The 22,895-nt window shown below is 67.9% G+C and carries 21 protein-coding genes; 10 read left to right on the top strand and 11 right to left on the bottom strand.

Annotation, left to right across the window (positions count from 1 at the left end; translation table 11 throughout):
* Positions 1-3: 3 nt before the first annotated feature.
* A complete protein-coding gene (locus tag AC57BS_RS09955) occupies positions 4-507 on the top strand; it encodes a SixA phosphatase family protein (protein WP_496411288.1) in 504 nt (167 codons plus the stop codon).
* A 26-nt stretch (positions 508-533) separates the two neighbouring features.
* On the opposite strand, the gene AC57BS_RS09950 is transcribed toward AC57BS_RS09955, so the two are convergent.
* Both AC57BS_RS09950 and AC57BS_RS09945 read right to left on the bottom strand, forming a co-directional pair.
* Positions 534-1,592 carry a hypothetical protein gene (locus tag AC57BS_RS09950; RefSeq protein ID WP_496411287.1) on the bottom strand — a complete coding sequence of 353 codons (1,059 nt, stop codon included), beginning with the start codon at positions 1,590-1,592 and terminating at the stop codon, positions 534-536.
* Entirely contained in the window at positions 1,589-3,280 is a 1,692-nt protein-coding gene (locus tag AC57BS_RS09945) for a hypothetical protein (protein ID WP_496411286.1), read from the bottom strand. Before AC57BS_RS09945 ends, AC57BS_RS09950 begins: the two co-directional genes overlap by 4 nt.
* Before the next feature lie 144 nt (positions 3,281-3,424).
* Between AC57BS_RS09945 and AC57BS_RS09940 the strand changes: the two genes are divergently transcribed.
* Complete coding sequence (locus AC57BS_RS09940; RefSeq protein ID WP_496411285.1) at positions 3,425-4,882, top strand: hypothetical protein; 1,458 nt, start codon at positions 3,425-3,427, stop codon at positions 4,880-4,882.
* A 168-nt stretch (positions 4,883-5,050) separates the two neighbouring features.
* On the opposite strand, the gene AC57BS_RS09935 is transcribed toward AC57BS_RS09940, so the two are convergent.
* The 3 genes from AC57BS_RS09935 to AC57BS_RS09925 all read right to left on the bottom strand — a co-directional run bounded on the left by AC57BS_RS09935 (position 5,051) and on the right by AC57BS_RS09925 (position 7,346).
* On the bottom strand, positions 5,051-6,259 hold the full coding sequence (locus tag AC57BS_RS09935) for a YwqG family protein (protein ID WP_496411284.1): 1,209 nt from the start codon (positions 6,257-6,259) through the stop codon (positions 5,051-5,053).
* 87 nt (positions 6,260-6,346) lie between these two features.
* Positions 6,347-7,045 (bottom strand): YbjQ family protein, encoded by a 699-nt coding sequence (locus tag AC57BS_RS09930; RefSeq protein ID WP_496411283.1) that lies wholly within the window; start codon positions 7,043-7,045, stop codon positions 6,347-6,349.
* A 76-nt stretch (positions 7,046-7,121) separates the two neighbouring features.
* Positions 7,122-7,346, bottom strand: coding sequence for a hypothetical protein (locus AC57BS_RS09925; protein WP_496411282.1), 225 nt, complete (start codon positions 7,344-7,346; stop codon positions 7,122-7,124).
* Positions 7,347-7,472: 126 nt separating this feature from the next.
* Between AC57BS_RS09925 and AC57BS_RS09920 the strand changes: the two genes are divergently transcribed.
* The 5 genes from AC57BS_RS09920 (at position 7,473) to AC57BS_RS09900 (ending at position 12,486) form a co-directional block, all read left to right on the top strand.
* The gene (locus tag AC57BS_RS09920) at positions 7,473-7,979 is read left to right on the top strand and encodes a SigE family RNA polymerase sigma factor (protein ID WP_496411281.1); all 507 of its coding nucleotides are present in this window, start codon (positions 7,473-7,475) and stop codon (positions 7,977-7,979) included.
* On the top strand, positions 7,976-9,064 hold the full coding sequence (locus AC57BS_RS09915; RefSeq protein WP_496411280.1) for a hypothetical protein: 1,089 nt from the start codon (positions 7,976-7,978) through the stop codon (positions 9,062-9,064). The genes AC57BS_RS09920 and AC57BS_RS09915 overlap by 4 nt, the downstream gene beginning before the upstream one ends.
* A 52-nt stretch (positions 9,065-9,116) precedes the next feature.
* The gene (locus tag AC57BS_RS09910; protein ID WP_496411279.1) at positions 9,117-10,376 is read left to right on the top strand and encodes a sulfatase family protein; all 1,260 of its coding nucleotides are present in this window, start codon (positions 9,117-9,119) and stop codon (positions 10,374-10,376) included.
* Between the two features lie 203 nt (positions 10,377-10,579).
* On the top strand, positions 10,580-11,053 hold the full coding sequence (locus tag AC57BS_RS09905; RefSeq protein WP_496411278.1) for a hypothetical protein: 474 nt from the start codon (positions 10,580-10,582) through the stop codon (positions 11,051-11,053).
* 290 nt (positions 11,054-11,343) lie between these two features.
* Positions 11,344-12,486, top strand: coding sequence for a hypothetical protein (locus AC57BS_RS09900; protein WP_496411277.1), 1,143 nt, complete (start codon positions 11,344-11,346; stop codon positions 12,484-12,486).
* A 323-nt stretch (positions 12,487-12,809) separates the two neighbouring features.
* On the opposite strand, the gene AC57BS_RS09895 is transcribed toward AC57BS_RS09900, so the two are convergent.
* From AC57BS_RS09895 to AC57BS_RS09870, 6 genes are all read right to left on the bottom strand, one after another.
* A complete protein-coding gene (locus AC57BS_RS09895; RefSeq protein WP_496411276.1) occupies positions 12,810-13,130 on the bottom strand; it encodes a hypothetical protein in 321 nt (106 codons plus the stop codon).
* On the bottom strand, positions 13,127-15,748 hold the full coding sequence (locus AC57BS_RS09890) for an SUMF1/EgtB/PvdO family nonheme iron enzyme (RefSeq protein WP_496411275.1): 2,622 nt from the start codon (positions 15,746-15,748) through the stop codon (positions 13,127-13,129). The genes AC57BS_RS09895 and AC57BS_RS09890 overlap by 4 nt, the downstream gene beginning before the upstream one ends.
* A complete protein-coding gene (locus AC57BS_RS09885) occupies positions 15,741-16,493 on the bottom strand; it encodes a class I SAM-dependent methyltransferase (protein WP_496411274.1) in 753 nt (250 codons plus the stop codon). The genes AC57BS_RS09890 and AC57BS_RS09885 overlap by 8 nt, the downstream gene beginning before the upstream one ends.
* Positions 16,490-17,707 (bottom strand): hypothetical protein, encoded by a 1,218-nt coding sequence (locus AC57BS_RS09880; protein WP_496411273.1) that lies wholly within the window; start codon positions 17,705-17,707, stop codon positions 16,490-16,492. Before AC57BS_RS09880 ends, AC57BS_RS09885 begins: the two co-directional genes overlap by 4 nt.
* 533 nt (positions 17,708-18,240) lie before the next feature.
* Positions 18,241-19,518: a HEPN/Toprim-associated domain-containing protein gene (locus AC57BS_RS09875; protein WP_496411272.1), complete on the bottom strand. Its 1,278-nt coding sequence runs from the start codon at positions 19,516-19,518 to the stop codon at positions 18,241-18,243.
* A 67-nt stretch (positions 19,519-19,585) separates the two neighbouring features.
* Positions 19,586-20,023, bottom strand: a complete 438-nt coding sequence (locus AC57BS_RS09870) for a hypothetical protein (RefSeq protein ID WP_496411271.1) — start codon at positions 20,021-20,023, stop codon at positions 19,586-19,588.
* Positions 20,024-20,306: 283 nt separating this feature from the next.
* On the opposite strand from AC57BS_RS09870, the gene AC57BS_RS09865 reads away from it, so the two are divergent.
* The 3 genes from AC57BS_RS09865 to AC57BS_RS09855 all read left to right on the top strand — a co-directional run bounded on the left by AC57BS_RS09865 (position 20,307) and on the right by AC57BS_RS09855 (position 22,827).
* Positions 20,307-20,846 (top strand): hypothetical protein, encoded by a 540-nt coding sequence (locus AC57BS_RS09865; RefSeq protein ID WP_496411270.1) that lies wholly within the window; start codon positions 20,307-20,309, stop codon positions 20,844-20,846.
* Positions 20,847-20,926: 80 nt separating this feature from the next.
* Positions 20,927-21,265, top strand: coding sequence for a hypothetical protein (locus tag AC57BS_RS09860; protein ID WP_496411269.1), 339 nt, complete (start codon positions 20,927-20,929; stop codon positions 21,263-21,265).
* A gap of 290 nt (positions 21,266-21,555) precedes the next feature.
* Positions 21,556-22,827, top strand: coding sequence for a hypothetical protein (locus AC57BS_RS09855; protein WP_496411268.1), 1,272 nt, complete (start codon positions 21,556-21,558; stop codon positions 22,825-22,827).
* Positions 22,828-22,895 lie beyond the last annotated feature (68 nt).

Raw genomic sequence — 22,895 nt, 5'->3', positions numbered from 1 at the left:
CACGTGGGAACCCTGGTCCTGCTGCGGCACGGCAAGTCGGACTGGTCGGGCGGAGAGCCCGACCACCTGCGCCCACTGGCGCGACGCGGACGGCGTCAGGTCCCCGAGGCCGGCCGCTGGCTGGCCGACAACCTCGGCGTCATCGACCTGGCCATCGTCTCGTCCGCCGAGCGCACGCGCGAGACGTGGCGGCTCGCCGGCGCGGAGCTCCACGTACCTCCGCCGGTGCTGGAGGACGTACGCGTGTACGCCGCGTCGCCGACAACACTCCTCGGCGTCCTTCGCGAGGTGCCTGCGCACGCGGCGAGGGTCGTCCTCGTGGGCCACAACCCGGGGCTCGAGGCCCTGGTGGAGAGCCTGACCGGTCACTCCGTGCCGATGCCGACGTCCGCGCTGGTCGTCATCGACCTGCCGGGACCCTGGTCCGACGCGGGCCGAGCGACTGCTGAGCTGAAGGCGCACGGACGCCCGCCCGGGCCGCGCGTCGGTCCCGGTCGACGCGCCTGACGCAGCGCCGCTGCCACGGCTGAGAGCTACGCGTCGGGGTCGATACTCCGCTCCCGCGGCAACCCGTACGGCCGGTCGGCCGGTAGGTTCACGCCCTCCTCGGTCCCCTCGACCACGGCGCACTCACCGGTCGGGACGACGCAGGTGATCAACGCCGGGTGCAGCCAGTCGGCGTCCGCACCGTCGCGCGACGGGGTGAGGCCGAGGGCGGTCGTCCCGTCGATCCAGCCACCGAGCCGCCACTCCTCCAGCGGCGGGCCGGTCACGTCGGGCGGGCCGAGCGGCCCGGTCGCGTCTGGGAGGGTCGTGTTGACGCGCTCGCCGTCGGCCGACTCCAGCAGGGGTGTCGCACCGTACGGCTGGGCGGGGATCTGCCACGACCGGTCGGCGTTCCACAGCGGCACCGTGCGGTGGCTCGACCTCCACCACTCCGAGGCCCGGATCGCCTCCCAGTCGAGGTCGTCCGAGGTCGCCTCGCCGGTCGACAGGTCGTGACTGACCAAGGTGCTCAGGCCCGCGACGTACGCCGTGCCGTCGACGACGCCGAGCATGCTGACGGGCGCGTCCTCGTAGAGATCGGTCCAGTCGGCGCCCTCGGTCTCGCTGGGCAGGAGTCCCTCGCTGCTGCGGACGACCTCCTCGCCCGTCGTCAGGTCGACCACGACCGCCTCGGCCGCGCCGGCGCCGTCCTCGAGCCGGTCGATGAAGGCCAGCCACCGTCCGTCCGCGGACGTGGTGAGGCTGCCGATGCCCGGGTGTGCGCCGAGGTCCTCGATCCCGTCAGCCGTCGCGACCCGGAGCTCCGGAAGCGCGTTGCCCTCGAGCTCGTCCGGCTCCGCGGAGGCGAACCACACGCCCGCTCCCGCCACGACGTACGCGCCCGCGAGGCGACCGGTGTCGATCGTCGACCCGTCGGGCAGGTGGACCGTGCTGCCGCTCGCCCAGATCAGGCCGTCGGTCGCGACGGGGGTCGACGTGGTCGGCCAGGAGGTCGTCGACGCCACGGGCTCGTCGTCGGTGCCGCAGGCTGCGCTCGACAGGGCGAGCAGCGCGAGCAGGGTGGCGGCGCGGGTCCGAGACATCACGACACGAATCGTTGCAGGAAGCCGAAGAGCCCGTCGCTGCGCGAGTCGGCGTCCTCGTAGTCGTTGGCCGCGGCGATCAGCCCCGACGCCGTGGTGTCGGAGGAGAGGCGCGACTCCTCGATCCACGTGGCGGTCGTGTCGACGTACGTGTCGACGGCGGTGACCAGCGCACCCGTGCCGGGCGCGGTGCCCAGGCTCGCGGGCGGCAGGTTGAGCCGCGCCACCCGCTTCTGCGCCTGGTCGAGCCCCCGCTCGGCATCGGCGAACCATGCGCTCGCGGCCTGCAGCGTCGCCGGCACCACGTCCACCTGGCCGGAGAGGCCGAGCTCGTCGTACGGCGTGAGGGTCAGGAACATGCCCGCCCACAGGTCGGCGGGGTCCTTGCCGTTGGGGGTGGCGTAGGGCGACGAGCCCGACTCGTGCGTCGTGGCGATCCCCCCGGGAAGCATGACGAGCCCCTCGGACATGGTGGGGAGGTCGACCGTCCGCAGCGGGTCGGGCAGGCTGCCGCCGCCGGTGATGTCAGCCAGGTTGTAGCTCTGCAGCTTGCTGCCGTTGTCGCGACCCCACGAGGTGCTGAAGACGATCTCGTTGCCACGCACTGCGATGCCCTGGGTCTTGGGCGGGATCTCGACGGGTCCCTGCTTGTCGCCCCAGGACTTCGTGTCGGGGTCCCAGGTGTAGGTGTACATCTTCCCGGGACCGTGCTCGTCGAAGCTGCCGACGTACATCGTGTCGCCGCTGACGGTGGCGGACGCACCGGCGCCCACGCTGATCGGCGGACCGCTCGGCTGCACGGTGTCGGTCGGTGTCGCACCGCTGAGCTGGGAGAGCGAGTACGGCACCATCGTCGGGTTCTCGGAGTCGCTCGAGGCGACCCACACCGTGCCGTCGTGCACGACCACGCCGCCCGCGTGGTTGGGCGGCAGTCCGTCGCCGCCACCGAGCTCGACGGTGTTGAGCGCCTCACCGGTGTCCGGGTCGATGATGGAGAGGTTGGCGAGGTAGGCCTTGTCCCCGGTCGCGGGGTCGGTCACCTCCTCATAGCTGGTCTGGATCAGGTTGCCGTCGGGCGTCAGTCCCAGGCCCTGTGGCGTCCAGGCGCGGTCGTCCTGCCCGGTGCCGAAGGTCTCGGGGATGATCGGCCCCGGCATGGTGCCGTGCTCGAGGTCGCGCAGCATCGACTTCACCAGGCCGAGCTCGGCCCAGTCCTTCTCGTCGGTGCTGAACGGGTCGGTCTCGAGGAAGTCGCGCGCCGTGTCGAGGTCGTCGGTGTAGTAGCCGCGCACGATGCCCAGGTTGTTGACCGCGGTGAACATCAGCAGGTACATCCCGAGCGCGTCGACGGCCTGGGGCTTCTCGCGGCGGTACCACCGGATGACCTCGTCGGCCTGGCCGACCATGTGGTCGTAGCCGTCGGCGGCGACCTCGAGGGCCAGCGTGACCCGGTTGAGGCGGTTGACGCAGATCTCGGCGGAGGCCCGCGTCGCCCACGCCCGCATGTTGTACGACCGTCGCGCCGCGTCGCTGTCCCACGACGGCCGGTCCTGGGCATAGCGGATCAGCTCGATGCTCTCCCGCACCTTGGCCAGCGCCTCGGTCGTGTCGGTGCCGACCGAGCGGATGGTGCCCGAGCTGCCCGACGTCATCTCCGCGTGCACCGGCTCCGGGCCGATCCCCACTCCCATGCTCATCCCCCTGTTGCGTCGCCGGCACAGCCGGGTACGTGGGGATGGTGCCACCTGAGGGGCCTCAGCAAACCTCGGTTCTTCCCGGCCCGTACGGGACCGCAGCCCTGTACGCCGGGATCGGGCCGAGCGCAGGATTGCCCCATGAACCCTCCACCACGGCGGAGCGGGCATGGGGCAGTCCTGACCGTCCTCGTCCTCCTGGTCGGCACCAGCTCGGGCTGTGACGGGACAGAGCCTGCGAGCAGATCCGACGGTGTGCAGCAGCGCGACGCCGACCGGCCGCAGACCACCGAGGCCGTCGAGGAGGATCCGGCACCGACCGGTCCGCGGCCCTGCCCGTCCGAGTCAGGCAGCGCGTTGACCATCCGGGACCAGACGACCGAGGAGGTGGCCTGGGGAAGCCTCGGCGACCTCCTCGTCGGACCACGCGGCGCGGCGACCCTGGCGTGGGAGTCCGGGTCCAGGTCCAGCAGGGGTTGGGAGGTGCAGACGTCCAGCCTGCCGTCGTGGCCGGGTGATCCGCAGGTGCTGCCGGGGCCGCCGCCCGACGTGCTGCCGGCCGGCGCCAGGGTCTCCGCGCTCTTCCCCATGGGTGACCATCTCGAGGTGGACGGCTCGGGTGCACTCACTGCCGCGTTCCAGCAGGACCTGCGGCTGGCCAGCGGCCAGACCACGGAGGACTACGACCTCGTGCTCTCCGACCGGACACCCGGAGGCGCATGGTCGTCCGTGCCGCACGTGGCGGACGAGGGGAACATCGGGAACACCGAGCTGGCGGTGAGCTCCTCCGGAGCGGCGGTCGTCGCGTGGGACCGGTACGACCGCGGCGCGTCTTCCTCGTACGTGGCCTACCGACCCTCTGCTGGCGCCGCGTGGACCCCGGCCGAGCTCGTGGCACCGACGTCGGGGCCGTTGTGGGACGCGGGCATCGACGAGGCGGGGCGCGCGGTGCTGCTCTACAGCACGAAGGGCGAGGACGCCATGGTTGTCAGGGGTACGCCGCTCGCCGGATGGAGCCGGCCGCACCCGTTGCCGGGCCGGGCTCGCTCCCTCGCCGTCGGTGCCGGTGGCGCAGCCGTGGTCGAGGGGTCCCGTGGCACCGAGGGTCGTCGCCCGTACACGGTCAGCATGTCCCGTTCCGGCACGTGGCGTGAGCCGGTCCCGCAGCCGGGCGAGGGCCTCTACCCCGACCGGCCGGTCGCCATGGACGGCACCGGTCGCGCCCTGTACGTGTGGTGGGAAGAACGTCGCCTGATGACGCGGCGGAGCGGGCCCGGCGGAGCATGGCGCGCTCCGTGCGTCCTCGCTGACGACGTCCCCGACCCGCGCTACTTCGACGACGTCGACTCGCACGTCGCCGTGAACTCCCGCGGGGACGCGCTCGTCATGTGGCGGACCAAGGATCCGACGCCACGGCTGTGGGCCCGCTACAAGCCGTCGGGGCAGCCGTGGACCGAGGCCCTCGCGGTGACGCCGAACGACGGCCGCCTGGTCGGGGAGTTCCGCGCTGCCATCGGAGCGCGCGGGCATGCCGCCATGGCCTGGATCACCGGCAACAGCCGGCAGATCCACCTCCTTCGTGCCTCCCCGCGACGCTGACCCGCAGGGGTCTGACGGGGTGGAGGAAGTAGCGCGTTCAACCATGGTTGTGCGGAATCCAAACCCGGAGTAGACCTAGACCTGCTCACCGTGTGCCCGAGGGTGCTCGCTTACGCAGTCGGGCGCGAGCGGGCACATGGTGAGACCAAGGCTCCGGACCGACGCGGTTCAGCCGCACTGCATGGTGAAGAGCGCGTCCTCAGGGTCGCTCGGGCTACGGGCCGAGAAGTACAGCTGACCCGCGTCTCCCCACATCATGTCGGCGTCGTCATCGGAGGCCACCTGGAGCAGGAGCTGCCAGCCCGTCGCTTCGGCGTGGATCTCCGGGTCGCTCCACTCGAAGGGTTCGCCCGTGAGCCCGCGCCGCAGCTGTTCCATCTCCAGCTCCACGGGATTCTGTTGGGGGCAGGCGTACCCACCGATCTGGTGGGTGTCGAGTCCACTGTGAGGGAGTTCGTGGAGCGCCTCGTAGAGCGCGGCCACTGGCGGCGCCGGCACACCGGGGCGGGGACCGACCAAGCCGGCGCTCGCCCAGACGGCCTCCGCGATCGGCGACTCATGCCCCGGCCAGGAGACGGTCCTGACCGCTGTCAGCGCGACCGCGGGGAAGGCGGCGAGGCCAGGCGGGGCGGGAGTAGCGACGTCCATGCGGTCGTGCGGCGCGGCTCGGTCGGGGTGGAGGTGCACCACGCGGAATCCAGGCCGTGTCGCCGGGTCCCAGGTGCCGACGGCGCTCGCGAAGTTGTCGAAGGCACCGTCGAAGTAGAAGAACGCGAGGCGTCCGTTGGCAGGCAGTCCGAGCTCGGGCAGCAAGGCTCCGACTGCCTCGCACTCGAAGCTGAGCACATGACTCAGCGGCCCGTGACCGTCCCAGACCGGCCACGAGTTGATCGGCAGGCTCGGTAGACCGCCGAGCTGGGCCACCACCAGGTCACCTTCGCTGGCGTGCTCCAGTCTCAGTGCCGGCCGCAACAGAGCGACAAAGCTGCGGGCCGCGCCGCTCGGGAGGTGCGCCTCCGCCAAGGCCGTGACGGCGTCGAGGCGCTCGGCCGCCTCGTCCCCGCTGCGCGGCGGCCGTACGGCCTGTGTCCCTTCCCGCGCGCCGACGACGTGCTCCACCACCCCACCGTGAGGATCTGCTCGCAGCACCACCGTCGACGTACGGCCGTGGACGTCCCGCAGCTCCAGGCTGGCGTCGAGCGAGCCGTCCCCGGCGAGGCGAATGCCGTCGGTGCGGCTGCCGAAACCTCGGGCAGAGCTCCCCAGGAGCGGGAGCTGGCGCGACATCTCGTCCTGATGGCGTTCCATCCGGCTGTGAAGCTCCCGTTCCAGGGCCGTGCGCCGTGCCATCAGCTCGTCGTACCGGTCGGCCACCATGAGGCGTTCCTACCACTCTCCGGAGGACGGCACTCGGCGATTGCCGGCCGAGCGAGCTCACCCTCGCGCCTGGCGCCGTCGTGGGTCCTACAGCTCCAGGACCGAGCCCTCGTCCGCTGCCCGGGACGTCTCCGCGACGGGCTGGCTGATGACCGCCGTACCGCTCAGCAGGATGAGCTCCGCCGATCCGGTGTTCCCGTTGTCATTGATCGGAGCAATCGCGATCGATGCACCGATGACGGCATTGGCACCCAGAGCTCGAGCAGCAGCGGTCAGCTCAGCGGTCGCCTGCTGCAAGCCGCTGTCGACAGCCTTCTCGACTCCACGCAGACGCCCGCCCACCACGTTCTTCAGCTGGGAGCCCACGTCCGAGAAGATGTTGCGACTCACGACGGCGCTGGCCGTCACCAGGCCCAGGACCTGGGCGACCTCGTGTCCTGGGACTGACGGCAGGGTCAGGACGAGGACATCGGCAGGGCGCGCGACCAGACGCGGCAGGTCGACGTCGGCACCGGCCGCTGCGGCGCGGGTCTCGTACGTCTCCATCGCCGAGCGGAACTCCCGCTGCTGACCGGTGCTCGCGAATCCGAGCGCAAGGGAAGGCGTGTCCACCACCTCGATCAGCACACTGAACGCCGTGGGGAAGGACAGGCGTTGCACCCGTTCCCAGGCGATGAAGTCTGCGTCCGCACCGACGTCCAGCGAGAAACCCTCGGCGTTCAGGCTCAGTGTCCCGGGCCGACCGTCTCGGGTGATCGTCCACTGCGCCCCAGGCTTGTGATCCACGGAGCAATGATGGGTGTGCACCACACTCGGCGCTCGCCGGCACGCCGGGTCGTGACGAGGCGCCGGCGCGGTCTCGCTAGAGAACGGCCCCGCGGGGCGCGACCTCCACGGTCGCAACCCCCCGTGCGTACAGCACGAGGAGCCGGCCGCCGTGCCGACAGCGCAGCACGCCGGACTCCTGCGACAGCGTCGTGACGACGTGGTCGACGACCTCGTCCTCGCTCGCCCCGGCGCGGTCGTCGTACGTGACGTCCATGGTGTCGCCGCTGATGAGGCGGACGCGGAGCACAAGGCCTTCCATGTCTCCGGACACTAGACGCGCGCCACGCCACTGCGCCACGTGTCTGTACCGGCTCCAGGAAGTTGCCCTCTCGACCCAACAGTTCGGCCATGCTGATGCGTTAGGTGTCCGAGAGGAGGCCCCGCCATGGACGAATCCGCGTTCAGCGACTACGTGGTGGCGCGGCGGCCGCAGCTGTTCCGTACGGCGTGCCTGCTGTGTGGCGATCCCCATCGTGCCGAGGACGTCGTGCAGGACGCCCTGGCGCGGCTGTACGCGTCGTGGGACCGGGTCGGGCGGATGGACAACATCGACGGGTACGTGCGCCGGATCATCGTGAACGCGCACTACAGCGACCGCCGCCGGCCGTGGCGTCGCGAACGGGCCTCCGAGCCGCGCGACGTGCCGGTCGAGCCGGGGTTCCCCATGGAGGACGCCGATGCGATCAGGGCCGCACTCCAGGCGCTCCCACCCGGTCAACGCCGGGTGATCGTGCTGCGCCACATCTGGAACCTCACGATCGAGGAGACCGCCGCCGAGCTCCAGATCAGCCCCGGAACCGTGAAGAGCCAGAGCGCCGACGCCGTCGCCGCACTCCGGCGGACCTTGGCGCCGACGTTCGGTGCCGCACTCGGGCAGGGAGACGAACGATGAACGACGATCTCGACCTCATGCGCAGGGTCGTGGACTACCACGACCACATCGCCGCGCCGCCCGTCCTGGTCGCCGACGACCTCCAGCGGGGACGACGGCGCGTACGGCGACGCCGCGGCCTGCTTGCCGGCGGGGCGGCCCTCGGCCTCGCCTCGGTGGTCGCTGTCGCGTCGCTCGTCGCCGCCGACGGTCCGGCCGATCGTCCGCAGCCCGCGGGCCCGCCGACGCCCAGCAGCACGTTCGTACCGGTGCCGGGGAACCCCGGCCTGACTGCCCCGCTGGTCGCGCCGTCGTCGATCCTCGACGTGCAGGAGCTCGGCTTCCGCGCGGAGGGCCTGCCGGCGCTGTCAGGGACGCTCAGGTCCGACCGTCAGGAGATCGAGGTAGCGGTGGCCAACTCCACGTTCGCCGTCCGCGTCCACTACCAGGGCGAAGGTCCGGGGCTGACGGCAACCGATCAACCACGGCAGGAGGTCAGCATCCACGGGGTCCCCGGAACCTTCGTCGAGCGGTTCGATGGCAGCTCCCACCTGGCCTACCTCGTCTGGGAGTACGCGCCGGACTCATGGGCTTCGGTGTGGAGGTCGGACGACACCTACATGCCGTCGAGGAAGGCGCAGATCCTCACCATCGCGGAGGCGATCCGTCCCGGCGGCGCGGCCGTACGCGTGCCGTTCCGCCTCGGTACGGCGTTCGCCCAGGTGCTCGGCGAGGAGACGGTCGTGGAGGTGGACCTGCCCTCGAACAGCCGGTACTGGCGCGCCTCCTTCGAGAGCGGTCTCGGCATCACGGGCCGACCCGGCTCGAGCTCCTCGTGCAACCTGCCCCAGACCTCCTTGCAGTTCGTCGAGGCCTTCTCCTACCGCGGGGACGCGGGCTGTCTCCAGGGAACCGGCGACGACAGGTCGCAGGTCAGCGCCGTCGTCCTCCAGGTCGACGGGACCGAACGCATCGTCCACAACTACGGCTCTCCGCTGACGGGCTACGACATCGAGGACCTCAAGCGGCTGCTCGCCAAGATCACGGTGGCACCGTCGACAGACACGGCGACCTGGTTCGACCTGAGGACGGCCTTCGGCGGCTGAGCCGGGAGTCAGGGCTGCGACGGGTACGGCACGCGTGCGTAGGGTGTGGCGCATGGCCGACAACGTCCTGTGGATCGTCACGGACGACCAGATGCGATCGACGCTGCGGTCGATGGACCGCACCTGGCGACGGCTGGTGCGCAAGGGGGTGCACTTCCGCCGGGGCTACAGCGCGATGCCGTTGTGCGGGCCGGCGCGCGCCTCGATCCTCACGAGTCGCTACCCCCACAACCACGGGTGCGAGACCAACATGACCCATCAGCCCTTCGTGGCTCAGGGGCATGACCAGGACACGGCGGCGACGAGGATGAAGGAGGCCGGCTACGACACCGGCTACTTCGGAAAGTACATGAACGGACTGGCCCAGGACCCGTCGTACGTCGCCCCCGGCTGGGACCGCTGGATCGCGCTGCTCGACGGCATGATCGACGACCCCCGGGTGAACGTCGACGGCACCGTCCGGAAGGTCGGCTCGCAGCGGGAGTTCGACCGCTTCGCCGCCCAGCGGCTGCGCCGCTTCATCCGGCGCCACGAGGACGACGGTCCGTGGTTCGCGGTGTACGCCCCGACAGCTCCCCACGGCCCCTACACGCCGAGTCCCGAGCACGCCGACGACTTCGACGGGGTTGCCTGGGACCCGCCGGCGTTCAACGAACCCGACATGAGCGACAAGCCCACGTGGCTGCGAGACCTGCCGCCACAGGACCGTCGTCGGATGCGGCAGATCTATGAGGGCAAGCTGGAGGAGCTGCAGGACGTCGACGACCAGATCGGCAAGGTGCTGGACGTCCTGCGCGGGACCGGCCAGCTCCGAAGGACGTGGATCTTCTTCGTCTCCGACAACGGCTACCTGCTGGGCGAGCACCGGCTGCTCTCCAAGTCGCAGCCGTACGAGGAGGCGGCGGGCATCCCCTTCGCCGTGCGCGGACCAGGCGTCGAGGCGCGCACCGTCGATGCGCTGGTCTCGCAGGTCGACCTGATGCCCACCACCCTCGACATCGCCGGTCTCGACCCGGACACTGGGCGCGAGCTCGATGGCCGATCCATGCTCGAGCCGCTCAGGTCCGGCGACTGGTCCTCCTGGCGACGCCGCCTGTTCATCGAGAACACGAACCTCGACTGGACGCTGCTCCGGGAGGGCTCCCACGCCTACGTCGAGCACCACGACACCGGGGATCGGGAGCTCTACGACCTCGAGCGCGACCCCCACCAGCTCGCCGGCCTACGCGACACCGACGTCACTGAATGGGCACGACGGACTGGTCAGTTCTCGGAGGCGCAGGGCCTCGCCCTGCGCAGGCTCGAGCAGTAGCTGCGGGCGATGTCGCCACGCGCGTACGGCGCGGGCGTAGCGCTCGGTGACGGCGACCGTCACTGCAGCACCGCTGCCGCTCCACTTCCCTGCCGCAAGGCGACGCGGGCCGAGCCCGCTCGCGACGGACTGACTCATCTCGCCGGGGAGACGCTCGTGCCGTAGTCGCTGACATTCTTCGCCGGACTGTGCAAGATGTGTGGATGGCGTGGGAATGGGTGGGGCCGACCGGTACCGCGGTGGTCGGCCTCGCCGGCATCTTCTTCACATGGTGGAGCGGAGCGCAGGGCCGCGCCCACGCCGAGCAAGTCGTTCGGTTGAACCAGAAGGCTCAGGACCATGCACGCATCCTTCAGGAGAAGCGTGATGCCTACGTGGCGGCACTCGAAAACGGCGAGCTTGAGTCCCACCGTCGGCGCGATGCGCAAGAGGGTCGGCAGGACAAGCTAGACAAGCTCGAAGAGACCTTCCCCAAAGGTGAACGCGTGCGAATGAGCATCAAGGCCAGGGCGGGCCTCGAGGCTTTCGGAAGCGAGGAGGTACGAACGCTGGTGGAGCGTTGGCGCGAAGCCGGCAGCGCGGGAGATCACGCTGAGCTGGACAAGATCTACGCTCAGCTTCGCGACCAGATGAGAGCCGAACTCGGCGAGCCCGTCGATTGGCCAAAGTCACGCTGACACGCGGCGGTAAGACACACTTCGCGTGGCGACTGGATGTCGCACGCTTGCAAGACCGGGGGTATGTGGGCACTCTGAGGTGAGGTGGACAAGCACCGCGTACCTGTCGGAGGTTCATGCGCGCAGTTGGCTCTTACGTCACGCTGGTAGCGATGGTCGTCTTGTTCGCTGGGTGCAGCGAGGAAAGCCGCCAGCGCAGTGAGTCACGCTCCCCGAGCCAGCCCGGTGGGAGATCTGCCCCCGAGAGCACGGATAGCAAGAGTTCCGACGAGAGTCCATCGACTGCTCCGGTGACTACGGCCACGAAGGGACCTATCTCGCCGAAGCGACAAGAGAAGCTCGACGGGTTCCTCGACCGCGTCCAGTTCCTCGACCACGTCGGCCCAGACCTCGAGCTGCGCGAGATCGAGTACACCTCCCGGACCGACGCCGTGGCGATGTTCCTCGACCCGCGCGCGGGGAACGAAGGCACGGTCATCGCTACCACCGACGACAACTGGGCTCACGCCACTCGGATGTACATCAGCGACGCTCTCGCCTACTTGGTGTACTACAGCCCGCTTGGAGGTGGGGCGGTGGCCGTCAGGGCCCAGCAGCAGGACCCCTTCATCAACTACCCGGCGTTCGTCTTCTACCCGAACGGCAAGACGAAACCTCTGCGAGTCCTGGAGCCGCAAGCACGGAGAGGCGAAGACGTGCTCCTCGACCTCGACCGCTTTGGCAGCGTCATCTACGGTCTCGGCGACGTCCAGACACGGCAACTTTGGGCTGCCGACGTCGATGCTGCGGAAATCTATCCGGTCGAGGGCACCCGGTTCGGTGAGGTATGGAAGCACGTACCGGGCCGACGCGGAGCGATCGTGAGCGTCCAAGGCTTCAAGCGTCGCGGTCAGCAGTGGCGCTTCGAGACCAGTAGCGACCGCGGACGCACATGGACCACTACCGAAGCCGACCTGCCGGGAGGCAGGTCCACCGGCGGCTCAGGATTCGGGTACGGCCAAGCGGGGGTCGCCGTGGGGCCCGGACACCTGCAGGCGACGGTGTCGACGACGTGGTTGCAGGACCTGCCGTCGTACGTGAACGCGCTGTGGCAGACAGATGACGAGCAACGATTCCACCAGGTCCCGCTGCCCTGGGACCGACCCTACTTCGGCGGCATCGCGTACGCCGACGATGGAGCTCTGCTCTTCGGCCGACTCTTCGTTTCCGACATCCCGTGCACCAAACCGATCTGCGGGCCGCCCGGCGAGATCTGGCGCTACGCCCCGGGGAGCCGCGTGCCCGAGCCCCTAGCCGGCGCCCCTAGCCTGCTCGGTCCGTATTGGTCCGGGGGGATCGACACTTCTGGCGGTGTCATCATCGCCAGGACCGGAGTGCGAACGATCTCCGTCTCCTCCGACGGATATCACTGGACGCCGGTCACACCCGGGTAGGTCGGCCGCGAGCGCTTTGTGCAAACCGGGCTACTGCGGAGGCGAATAGTCGAGGTCATGCCGGAGAAGCCAGCCCCGCGTCATCATGCCGAGACGCCACGCTCCTGGGCGGATCTGGATGTCGACGGCGTCCCCGACAGGCGGCGGAATGTCGTACTTCGGTGACCGCGTGAAGAGGGCCGGGCATACTCTGCGCGAGCCAGTGCGAGGCGTCGGAGTACCCCTTACGCCCGTCCGGAGTCGGTCCTTGCGGTGCGCCATCAGTGAACGCCCCGGTTGCGGATCGGTCGAGCCACGGCGCCAAGCGCGCTGACTCCCGGGCTTCACCGTTCTTGGAGGTCCGTCTCCCCCGACACAAAGGGCGTGATGCTCTTGGTGTACAGGTCGTCCAGCGTGGCGTCGGCAATCTTCAGGATTTGGCGCGCGCGCAACTCACCCAGCTCGTCGTCCGCGGCGAACCGCACGACGTCTCCGGTCTTGAGCGTTCGGAAGCCCTCGGTGACCACATCGACATACTCACACGTGTACTCCTCGCCTGAGTCGGCTCGAATCTTGTAGACGCTGCCGGTGCCGCGCGCACCACCCCCGCGGGTCAAGCTGGCGACGACCTGGCCCACCAGGTAGGCGGCTGTCGAGTCCGTCATGCCCCAGTCTCCTCGGGCACGACGATACGAAGACCGACGGCGTTGCTGCGGCCGTTCAACCGGTAAGCTCCCCGGCTGAACGTCCGCGTGCCGCGGATCGGGTTGTCGAACGAGCCTCCGGCGATCACGGCATCGGGAACGGTCTCGAGACACGATGCAGTCCACTCCCAGACGTTCCCCGCCATGTCCAGACAACCGAACGGCGACATCCCGGTCGGGAAGGCCCCAACGGCTGTCGGCGCTCCGGCCGCCAGGTCGCCGCGGTCATAGGCGGCGCGCCACTCGTCCCAGGAGGGGAAGAGCCGCGAGGACCAGTGGTCGGCGCAGTTAAGTCGGGTCGGGTCGGCCTCGTCACCCCACGGGAAAAACCGGCCATCGCGCCCGCGAGCGGCCAGCTCCCACTCGGTCGAGGTCGGAAGGCGCCCGCCGGCCCAGTGGGCGTAGGACCAAGCTCCCCACCACGAAACGCAGGTCGCGGGGTGCTCGGCGAATCGCGGGTCGTCGTACAGGGAGGGGATCTGGAGCCGTTCGTAGAACGGCAGCACGGTGGCATCCCTCGGTTGGAGCCGGTGCTGGTACGTCGCAGGGTCGTCACCGTCGACGGCCCGGAGGAACGCGGCGTACTCGCCAGCTGTGACGGGTCGCCGCGCTATGTGAACCGGAGTTGACTGCGCATGGATCCGGAGCTGTCCGGGCGGTCCCACGAGGTAGGTCCCCGCGACCACCCCTACGCCTGGCTCGCTTCCGACGGCAAGAGCGCGAACGAAGTCACGGCACTGGTCCGTCACCGCGACGCCGGCCAGCTCGGCGGAGTCGGGATGACGGAGATAGTGGTCAGCGGCGAGGTACTCGCGGAAGACCTGATGGCGGAATCGCAGCTCGCCACGGCTGACAGGCGCCATCAGGTCGAGGAGCCGGCACTGGTCCGCCTCGGGGATTCCGTCCACGAAAGCGGTGGGACCGATGGAACGGAAGAGGTCGAAGACCGAGACCACGCTCTCGCCGCGCAAACACCCGGCGCCGATCGCGTCGGCCAGGTCATGCGTGGTCGCGCCGGCGTCTCGTGCGGCACGGCCGACGAAGTCTTCGACAAGTGGGAAGAGCGCGTCGCCGTCGAGCCCGGTTCGGTCGGCGAGCAGCCGCATGAGCGGGGAAACACCCGGCCGGTCCGCCACCCCGGTGAGCCGGACGCAGGAGAAGTCGGGCAGCGACAGGACGTCGACGCCTTCGGACACCAGCCTACTGGAGACCTTCTCGGACACGAGCGCGTCCCGATGCAGTAGCTGGCGGACATATGGACTATCAAGCAGGAACGACTGGCGAGAGGTCAGCACGGTCGCCGACGACCGGGACAGCAGGACGCTGAGCTGGCCGAACAGGTCCACGACCGCGTCGATCCCGCCACCCGGTACGCCCTCGTCGATGGCGTCCAGCAGGCACACGCACCGCCCGGAGCGCACCAGGTAGAGGAAACAGTCCCAGACTTGGAGACGGGGGATCGCAAAGGCCGCTCCCACCTGGCGCACCACGAGCTCAGGGAACGACTCGCCGTCGCGGCGGTCCCCGAGATCGAGGTAGAAACGGTAGCGGCCGCCGAGCGCGGGCTCCATGGCGAGCCGGAGCAGCATCTCGGACTTGCCCATACCTCCGGGGCCGACTATGAGTAGGTTTCCGCCGTCCGCCTCTCGCCGGCGAACTAGCGACTCGACGTCGGGAACGCGACGGATGGCGTACTCAAGGGTGCGCCTGTCGATGGTCAGCACATCGCCGATGAGCGGCAGCCGGTCCATCTCGGCACCCTGGTGCCGGAGGGCGGCCTGCTCGGCGGCCAACCGTGAGAGCTCCTTGGAGTCGACGACAGTGTCGAGGAACTGCTGGTAGCCGACGATGCGCGCCGGGCTGAGCGGCGATCCCGGGCTCTCCTCCTCCAATTCGTCGTCGACAAGGACGAAGCGCGTCAGCTTCGGATAGCCGGTGCGCAGCAACTCGCCGTGGGTCTTCTCGAAGATCTGGCAGAGCTCCAGGTAGGACTGGCCAAGGACGATCTCGACGTAGTCGGCGTGGCTGCCCGCTTGGTTGCCGAACTGGAGATACGTCGTCGACGAGGTGAGATCCTGGCGAAGCTGGAGCCGATATCCCAGGGCGTCGTACAAGCCGGAGACGAATTCGATGCGGGCGACCAGCTCCTCGTCAGGCACGATGTCGGCGGTCCCCGTGAGATCATGCCGGGTCGCCTGCAACCACTCCAGAACGACGGCGAACCGGGCGATCGCGACCAGCGCGTCCTGCTCCTCTACGAGGTAGCCGTCGTGCGCGGATCGGTTGCGTAGCTGTTGGATGTCCGCGAGCGATTGGAGCACCCCCGGGCTGTTGATGTGCTCCTTGACGCCTTTGATCAGCTCGTTCAGGCCCTTGCCCTCGGGCTTGCCGATCACCTCGTAGTAGTCCCACGACTCCTTGAGGATCCGCTCGATGAGCTTGCCGACGAGGGTGACGGCGTTCTCGGGAAAGCCGGCGTCGATCGACTTCAGTGGCCGCTCGACATCGAGGCCGAGCCGGGTCACGATGACCTGCTGCGACTTGAGCTTCCTTCGCAGGTCGTCGAGCCGGCTATCCATTACGGCTCCCGGTCACGAACACGAACCGATCGGCGAACCGGTAGACGCCGGACTCGGGAGCCGCTGCCTCCATCTCGCGGAGGCCGGTGGCCAGCTCGGTGTCGCCGAAGGCGGAGAGCAACGACATGTAGCGGTCACGGACCATGTCCACGTAGGTGGCTACCGGGATCTCCAGCTCGAACGCCTCGTGCGCCACTGAGACCTGGAGGTGCGCGCGCCGCAGTGCCTCGGCGATGTCGTCGTAGTGCGGCTGCCTGGACTCGAAGGCCTCGTGCGCAGCACGGAATAGCGGGTAGTCCAGCGTTGGCGACAGCAGCGCGATCACCAGGCGCCCTCCTGGGCCGAGCGCCGTCGAGAGGCGTCCGAGGGTCGCGGCCGGGTCATCGAAGTGATGGACGACCTCCTTGAGGAGCATCCGATCGACCTGCGGGACGTCGCGCTCGGCGAGGACCCGGACCGCGTCGTCGGCGAAGGCGGGGACCGTTTCGATACCTTCGGGTGCCTGATCAAGCATGGCCTGCGAGGGATCGAGACATAAGACGCGGGCACGCGGGGACATCAGCCGACGCAGCCGGGCGCTGTAGATCCCCGTGCCGCCGCCGATGTCGAGCAGGATGTCCGCTCCCGCGACGTCGAGGTGCTTCGCGATGGTGTCGCTCATCCAGGTGAGGTACTCCTCGCTGTACTCCCAGTTGGCGTTGTAGGTCGCCGCCAGGCGGTCGTAGTGCGAGCGTGTGTCGTTCACGTGTCCAGGGTCCTTCGGTTGGTGGCGAAGCGTCGTTGCAGAGACAGGCTGATCACGACCGCGGCGAGCGCCGAGACCAGGAGCGACACAGCAGCGGCCATGAAGCCGGCCGAAGTGACGATCTGGGCAACCGCGAGTCCAACACCTATGGGGACGCCGATGACGGCGATTACGTTGAGCAGGCGGTTAGTGGTCTCGTCCTGGAGCATGCCGTGGAAGCGGACGCGGTCAGCCAGCTCGGCCACCACTTCTCGGAGCAGGTCCTGAGTTCGGTGCTGCGACTGGAAGGCCGACAGGATCTCGTTGGCGGGTCCGTGGTGGGTCACCCGGTCCCACCAGAGGTTGCTGCGCACGTCGTCGAGCCAGTACTGGATGTCCCGCAGTTCAGAGCTGGCTGTGGCCGAGTCCGTGGCGTTGACACTGGCGATCGCCTCGGCGAGACCGCTGAGAGCGTCCAACTGCATCCGGCCGAGGAGGATCGCGTCGACGTACACCGACTGCATGAGAGCCCTTGCGACGCCGCCGTCGAGAAAGGCGTCGGGCTCGGAACGTCCCAGGAAGGCGGCGCCGTCGCGGAGCACCATGCCGCGCCAGGAACGAGAAAGGGCAGTCTCGGGCGGCAGCGGCTCATCCGGGTCCGGGTGGAAGCGGTCGGGCGGCGTCGCAGATGCAAGCGTGAACAGCCACTGCGAGCGCGCGGAAACGTCGATGTTCATGGCGTACGGCGGCGGCTCAGCCGAGTCCGTGAGGCGGGCGAAGCAGACGGTGGTCGTGCGCTGCCGGAACGAGCGACTCTCGGCGGGCAGCTCGCACCAGCCGTCGGCGAGCATCCGAAGGTCCGCTTCATCAGTGTCGAAGACGTCACCGCCAGCGAAAGCGAGCCTTGCGAGCGTCTCAGGCACGCAGGAGCCGAGGCCGACATGGAGCAGAAGGTAGGCGGACGCAGAGCGCAAGCCGGTGTCGCGGACCTGGTCGTTCCAGACGTACTCGACGGCGAGAACGTCCGCGCCTCGGAACGTGGCGGGCCGGTCCGGTGCGGTCCACCAGCGGGTCGGTGCCTGCTCGGACCCGTACAGCGTCGCTGCGGCCCGGGGGTGGAAGTATGTCGCCCTGATCGCCTGCGTAGCTGTCGTGGCGTTGACAGGCAGAGGCCACGGTCCTCGTGCCCAGCCGATCTCTTCACGCCGGGCAGTGGGCGTCACGCGGAAGATCACGGTGGCGACAGCATCATTCCTAAACACGGACAGCACATCCCCTCGCGTCGCCGGCGCCTCGATGCCCAGCGGCCGTAATGCTAAGGGCGAGATGGGACATCCATGACTGATTCGATGGCATCTACGTGCTGCGTTCCCCAGTTCGGCCTTCGCGACCGTTGCAGGATGCTCTGGAGTGCAGCAAGCACGGCGCGTATTGGTGCTCACGCCCAGGTTGAGCGGCGACCCCACCACTCTCGACAGAGCGCGAATCGCGGCAACGGCTGGGGGATTCAGCATGGGGCACCCCTGTCAGCAACGGACGCCAACGCGGTGCAACGCTAGATGACCTGTCGCCGAAGGCTTCGTGCAGCGCGCCGAATGACCGAGTCGCAAGAACCGATCGCGCGTTTATCGCCATGTGAGCAGACTCTCCGGCCCTCACGCGGCGGAATGACTTTCGCGTCGCAACCGTCAGGTGACCGTGCCCGCGGCAGCGCCAGATCTTGTTGTAGACCGCAAACGGCCGCCGGAGTTGAGGACGAGTGCCGTGCTTAGCGCGTGAATGCATTGCGTTGTGCTGGATCTGGCACGCCAAGGGAGCGCAGCAGCTCCATGAGCTTGTCCAGGATGGCGTCCATCCCGTCCCAGTCCTGATCGTCGATGACGGATGGGTCTTCGAGGGCGGAGACCACCTTCGCCCGAAATGCCTCGTGAATGGCGGCCTTGTCGGCAACCTCGCCTTGGTATGCACCAACCGCTCGAATGTGGGTTGACCACACCACTGGGCGCAGGTCTCCGGTCGCAGGGTCAGTAAGAGCGTCACGACCCGCATACATCTCGATGGAACAGGCATGGCCGTTCACGTCGCCAACGTGTGCTCCCGTCGGCCCTACCGACGGATAACTCCTCGCCAGCTCGAGGGGTGGGTAGTGGTCGATCGCATAGTGGCCAGGCAGCCGCACGTGTTTCATACTGCGACGTGCCTCCCGAGCAGCCGTGTCGTTGTCCAGCAACACAATGACGCGATTGCTGACGCCGGCGGCGGCCAACGACTTCACCGTGCTCAGCGCGAACGAGGCACCACCCGGAACCGACCCGAAGTCGTAGAAGCGAACGAACTGGGCGAGGTGAGGGCGCCGCACCTCGATCGCCGCACGAAGGAACTCTGCGTCGTTCGTGCCTTCGGTAATCACGACAGCGGGCACCCCGTTCAAGAGGGCAGCACTGAACATCACTGTGGCTGCGACTTGGGGGTCGAAGTCGTACTCCTCTAGATAGCCACCCAGCGCCAAGTCGGTTAGGTCGAGAACGACTTCTTCATCTGGATCGCAGGCCTCGAGGAACGCGCGCAGCAGCCACCTAGGGTCAAAGTCCTCCCACAGGCTCATCAGCGGTTCGAGGTCCATGTAGTCGCCACGGGGCGGCGTCCTGCTGAAGGGATCGTGATTGGGCAGCGCAACCCGGACCCTCTCCACCCACCGCGCAAAGGTCATATGTTGAAGCTCGGCTATCGCCACTTCATCGCGTTCAAGCCCCCACGGCGGGTCCGCCATCTGCTCGATGAGTTCCAACTGCTCCTCGATGGAGTGCCGGAGGCATGAATCCAAGTCCGTCGCTGCGATACCCAATGCATCGAGACGGTCTGCAAGGACGCGTACCCTCGACCTGAGGACGAGTAGCGGATTTGGGAAGGGATCGTCCGCTTCCGGGGCCAGCGGCGTGTACGTCACGTCGTCCCGCGTGAACAGGAACAAAAAGGTGGGGTCAACTTCGCTCTTCCAATGGAAGACTTCCTTCCCAAGGATCTGAAGACTGGCCCAACTTCCCACTCGGCAACCGTAGTCGGCGCAGCGTCGTCGGAAGAGCGACGCGGCCTACAGGCCACCTCCTGTCTTCTCAGGCGGGTGGGGTCCCAAAGACCGCCTGGAACGGCACTGGCCCGGCCTCAAGCGGTAAGACGCGCGCCGACAAAGTGCGGAGCCGCTGCCGGACGTCGATGCGCAGCCGCTCATCACCCATCAACAGTTCGCCGATGCGGACGACGTCCCCGGCGCGCGCCGGTGGGGCTTTAGCCGATCCAGGTGCCGTCGTCCCAAGCCCGTGAGAGCACGGCCTGTACGGCGCCAGGTCCCAGCCCTGCCCGGCGACCCACAACGAGGAGAAGTACGTGTCGAGGTAGCGGACCCCGTCATCGCACAGCGGGGTGACGATGGACCCTGCCTCTCCGGCAGCCTGCATGTCGCACGCCAGCTTGGTCTCGACGTACAGCGCGTTCCCTATGGAAGGTCCGGCGAGCTGACCGATTCGCGAGGGCAGGAAGTGCGCGGCAGCCACCGATGCCGCGTCAGGGACCTCCACCATCCGGGTCGACGAGATCGGGCACGAACGACGGCTCGGCCCGGGGCCCGCCGATGCCCTCGATGCGCGACGAGAATCCGGAGACGTGCCCCGCGGATGCGAAACGACGGTTGGGGGCCAGCGACTGGTGACACTGTGACCGCGATCGGCGACATCGGATCCGAACAATCTGTCATGGATGCGCTCGAGCCATGGTGAGATCGATGCATCGCACGTGTCGAAGCGATTAGGCACAGCTACATGAGAAGGGCGTAATGACGTGGCGCAGATGCAGTTTACCGACGACGAGATTGCCCAACTTGCTCAGATCTTCGGTTGCAAGGAGGACGAGGTCACGAACGAGTTGAAGACGTTTTCCGACGCTGCAACGGAGGAGTACGTCAGAATGGTGCTCGGACAGCGCGTATTCACACGAGGCCAAGACGTCCGCGAGTACCGGCTCTACCTCCTCATTCGTCATGTCTTTCACGGGCACTTGCCAACCGAGCAGCAGATCAGCGACCTCTTCCAGACAACGACTTCGCAGAGCCGGGCGCTCCTGCGTGCAGTGATGTCGAAGTACCAGTACGAGTTGCAGGAGGCCATCACAGCGACCTTGGCCTCTGCCCTCGAGGGCGCAATCCAGGACGCGGAGAACGACTCATGGAGCATCACCGTGGACTCTGAAAACGTCATCGAGGCTCTCAATCGCCGTCTCGCGGCGAAGGACGGGACGCTTCCGCAGATCGTGCGAGCACGGAACATGATCACGACCTATGAGATCAAGAACAGCGCCTACCTGAAGCTGACCGAGGGATGAGCGATCTTCTACCGACAGCAGACGTCGTCGGATCAGCAGGGTTGGCACTTGCCGCTCTGACCGTGTTGTACGGACAGTGGATGCCGGTGATCACCGAAGCCACGTCGACACGGAAGGAGAAGCACCCGGCTGACCGTGGTCCCGCGCTGCAGGCCATGCGGACGGCGCTATGGAGGATGGCATTGCCGCTCGCGTTGGCCGGGACTCTGCTGGCAGCTGCTTTGACACCCTCGGCGGTTTTCGTCCTGCACTCAACCTGGAGCGCTGTCACCACCGACTACCTCAAGGCGTTCAAGCATTACCAGCCCGCGCTTGCTGTGTTCCAGATCGTGTGGCTGTTCCTCGCGATGCTCGTCATCTTGACCTGGGTGCAGGTCATCAGACTGACCAAACGCATCCAGGAATTCAACGGATCCTGACGCTCGGGTCAGTCAATGGAAACGACACAGCCAGCCGATGACGAGGTTGGCCTCATCGTAATCGGCGCCTACGGACAACGCGCGACCTCACTGGCTCCGCGGACTACCAACTCTTTGACCGAGCCGATAGCCGAGATGCGTCGTCAGTCAGGGTTCCTCACCTTGAGACTCTCTAGCCGGGCACGGCATCCGTCGCCTCCCTGGGGTCATTATTGGGTCGCTCGTGGTGAACTTGCGACGGGCGGCGTGACGCCGACCATGGCAAAGAATGAGCGCAGACGGAGGGCGAGTTGACCGAGGACGTTGAAGCGGGACAGCCTCCGTCTGCGGCACGGGCGCCCGGATGGTTGTTCACGCCCCCGATATCACGTGTTGATCCTCCGCTCGACAAGTCCTATCGGACGTTGCCGACTCCAGAGCTCGACTGGCCCGACTTTGAGCGCCTGTGTGCGCGCCTGCTCGAACTGACTGAGGCCTACGACGACAACGCCTCCCCAGGCGGCTCCTATCCGGTCGGGACGAGGTTGACCCGCCTTTACGGGACGGCGGGTCAGAACCAGGGGGGCATCGACGTCTTCTCGCGTGACCCGCTTTTGCTCGGACGGCCTTCGGCACAACGCAACGTGGTGTCACTGCAGGCCAAGCGGGTTCGCAAGGTGGGGAAGGCGATGTTCGAGGAGGCCATCGCTGCTTTCCGCCACGGAAAGTGGGCCGATAAGACTCGACAGTTCATCTATGCGACCTCGGACACCGGGGTACGTACTGAACTTGCTGACGTCATCGAGGCTCAGGCCGCCGAACTCGCCCTGATAGGCATCGATCTCGTCGTTTGGGACCGCGAGGCCATGTCGGACCTGCTGCGTGAACGTCCGCGTCTGGTGAACGACTTCTTTGGTCGCGAGTGGGTTCGCGTGTTCTGCGGTCAACGAGCAGCCGACGAGCTCGGAACGCGGATGGATGCAAGGAAGGTGGGTGAACTGCGGGCGGCTTTGCGTGATGCCTACGGTGCCGTGTTCGCGGTGGCCGACTCGGGCCAGCTTCTGTCACTGCGCGGCGGGAATCGAGCACCGTCGCTTGATGACCGGTTTGTCACTCCGGATCTGGAGCCAGTCGGCGTCCTCGAACAGTTGACGACCTCGTGGAATCAGGCGCCCGCGACGCGGCGGTCGCATCCTGCCGACGGCGGCCCCAGTGCCGACGGCTCCAGCACCGACGGCCCCATAGCCGCAAGTACCGGCATCAGCGGCATGGCCGCAGAAGCAGGCGGGGCGTCCGGCGAGACGTCCGTTCGCACGAGCGGGACGATGGCCGGCGACTGGTATGTCCCAACACCGTGGGGCACGACCCATGTCGGGGACCCGCCGCGTGACCACGTCGTTGCCGCCAACGAGTGGCTCGGCACCTCGGAACGGCAGATCGTCATCGGCGACCCCGGAGCCGGGAAGTCGACGGCCCTGCGGTACATGGTTCTCGACCTGCTCGCCGACACCCCGCAGTGGTCAGCAACGGGGCTCTTCACAGTTGAGGGTGTAGATCGGTCGGGCGCGTCGGTCCCGGGATAGACGTCGAGGTCTCCCGAGGATGAAGGCTCCTACACGCTCATCCTGGAAGACCTCGACTTGTCTGACGC

It is taken from the genome of Nocardioides sp. BGA-UO-ETr-FS32 (genome assembly GCF_059567905.1).
This window is presented reverse-complemented; position numbering and strand designations above follow the sequence as displayed.

Coding starts and splice junctions, on each gene's coding strand:
- AC57BS_RS09945 (WP_496411286.1), bottom strand. CDS start 3,280: ATGGGAGTGGGGATCGGCCCGGAGCCGGTGCACGCGGAGATGACGTCG.
- AC57BS_RS09940 (WP_496411285.1), top strand. CDS start 3,425: ATGAACCCTCCACCACGGCGGAGCGGGCATGGGGCAGTCCTGACCGTC.
- AC57BS_RS09935 (WP_496411284.1), bottom strand. CDS start 6,259: ATGGTGGCCGACCGGTACGACGAGCTGATGGCACGGCGCACGGCCCTG.
- AC57BS_RS09925 (WP_496411282.1), bottom strand. CDS start 7,346: ATGGAAGGCCTTGTGCTCCGCGTCCGCCTCATCAGCGGCGACACCATG.
- AC57BS_RS09920 (WP_496411281.1), top strand. CDS start 7,473: ATGGACGAATCCGCGTTCAGCGACTACGTGGTGGCGCGGCGGCCGCAG.
- AC57BS_RS09915 (WP_496411280.1), top strand. CDS start 7,976: ATGAACGACGATCTCGACCTCATGCGCAGGGTCGTGGACTACCACGAC.
- AC57BS_RS09910 (WP_496411279.1), top strand. CDS start 9,117: ATGGCCGACAACGTCCTGTGGATCGTCACGGACGACCAGATGCGATCG.
- AC57BS_RS09905 (WP_496411278.1), top strand. CDS start 10,580: ATGGCGTGGGAATGGGTGGGGCCGACCGGTACCGCGGTGGTCGGCCTC.
- AC57BS_RS09895 (WP_496411276.1), bottom strand. CDS start 13,130: ATGACGGACTCGACAGCCGCCTACCTGGTGGGCCAGGTCGTCGCCAGC.
- AC57BS_RS09890 (WP_496411275.1), bottom strand. CDS start 15,748: ATGGATAGCCGGCTCGACGACCTGCGAAGGAAGCTCAAGTCGCAGCAG.
- AC57BS_RS09860 (WP_496411269.1), top strand. CDS start 20,927: ATGCCGGTGATCACCGAAGCCACGTCGACACGGAAGGAGAAGCACCCG.